Raw genomic sequence first — 408 nt, forward strand, 5'->3', positions numbered from 1 at the left:
ATGTGGGAATATGGCTCAGTTGGTAGAGCAATTGACTGTTAATCAATGGGTCACAGGTTCGAGTCCTGTTATTCCCGCCAATATGCTAGTGTGGCTCAACGGTAGAGCAGCTGACTTGTAATCAGCAGGTTGTAGGTTCGATTCCTATCACTAGCTCCAACGTGGAGGATTTCCCGAGCGGCCAAAGGGGGCAGACTGTAAATCTGTTGTCACTGACTTCGGTGGTTCGAATCCACCATCCTCCACCAACTTAATAATTTGCGCGGATGTGGCGGAATTGGCAGACGCACCAGACTTAGGATCTGGCGCCTATGGCGTGGGGGTTCGACTCCCTTCATCCGCACCAAATTTAAATAATGTGGGTGCATAGCTCAGCTGGATAGAGCAACGCCCTTCTAAGGCGTGTGT

4 tRNA genes are annotated in these 408 nt (G+C 50.5%); all 4 read left to right on the top strand.

What is annotated here, in order from left to right:
• The first annotated feature begins 4 nt into the window (after positions 1-4).
• The 4 genes from RWY47_RS03105 (at position 5) to RWY47_RS03120 (ending at position 346) form a co-directional block, all read left to right on the top strand.
• A tRNA-Asn gene (locus RWY47_RS03105) sits at positions 5-80 on the top strand.
• Positions 81-84: 4 nt separating this feature from the next.
• Positions 85-159, top strand: a tRNA-Thr gene (locus RWY47_RS03110).
• Positions 160-163: 4 nt separating this feature from the next.
• A tRNA-Tyr gene (locus tag RWY47_RS03115) sits at positions 164-248 on the top strand.
• A 14-nt stretch (positions 249-262) separates the two neighbouring features.
• A tRNA-Leu gene (locus RWY47_RS03120) sits at positions 263-346 on the top strand.
• Positions 347-408 lie beyond the last annotated feature (62 nt).

Origin of the sequence: Paraclostridium sp. MRS3W1 (genome assembly GCF_032465715.1) — a bacterium.
GTDB lineage: Bacteria > Bacillota > Clostridia > Peptostreptococcales > Peptostreptococcaceae > Paraclostridium > Paraclostridium dentum.